1 protein-coding gene is annotated in these 307 nt (G+C 44.6%); it reads right to left on the minus strand.

What is annotated here, in order from left to right; all coding sequences use genetic code 11:
- Nucleotides 1-62: 62 nt before the first annotated feature.
- On the minus strand, nucleotides 63-307 hold a 245-nt coding region (locus D0S45_21055; protein ID TIH01426.1), incomplete at its 5' end, for a hypothetical protein.

Below are 307 nucleotides of genomic sequence, written 5' to 3' on the forward strand. Positions count from 1 at the left end.
TTAGCTTCCGTCTCCGCACTGAGCGAAAGTAAGGTGCAGGGATCATTGAAGAAAGTTTGAGTTTATGACCGAGGCGCTACGATGAAATCCAGATCGGATAGAAGGGCGGCGATGATCATATAAGGTAGTTGAGCGATGAGCTGGAAGAATTCTTGCCGACGAAAAAAAACTTTCAAAAAGTGATTGACAAGCGGCTCGGGTTTCTCTAGATTCCCACACCGCACCGAGGGAAAACAAACCTTCGGGATCATTGAAAAAACAAATTTCAGAAAGTTGTTGACAGCGGATACGAACTTAACTAGGTTTC

The organism is Marinifilum sp. JC120, assembly GCA_004923195.1.
Taxonomy (GTDB): domain Bacteria; phylum Desulfobacterota; class Desulfovibrionia; order Desulfovibrionales; family Desulfovibrionaceae; genus Maridesulfovibrio.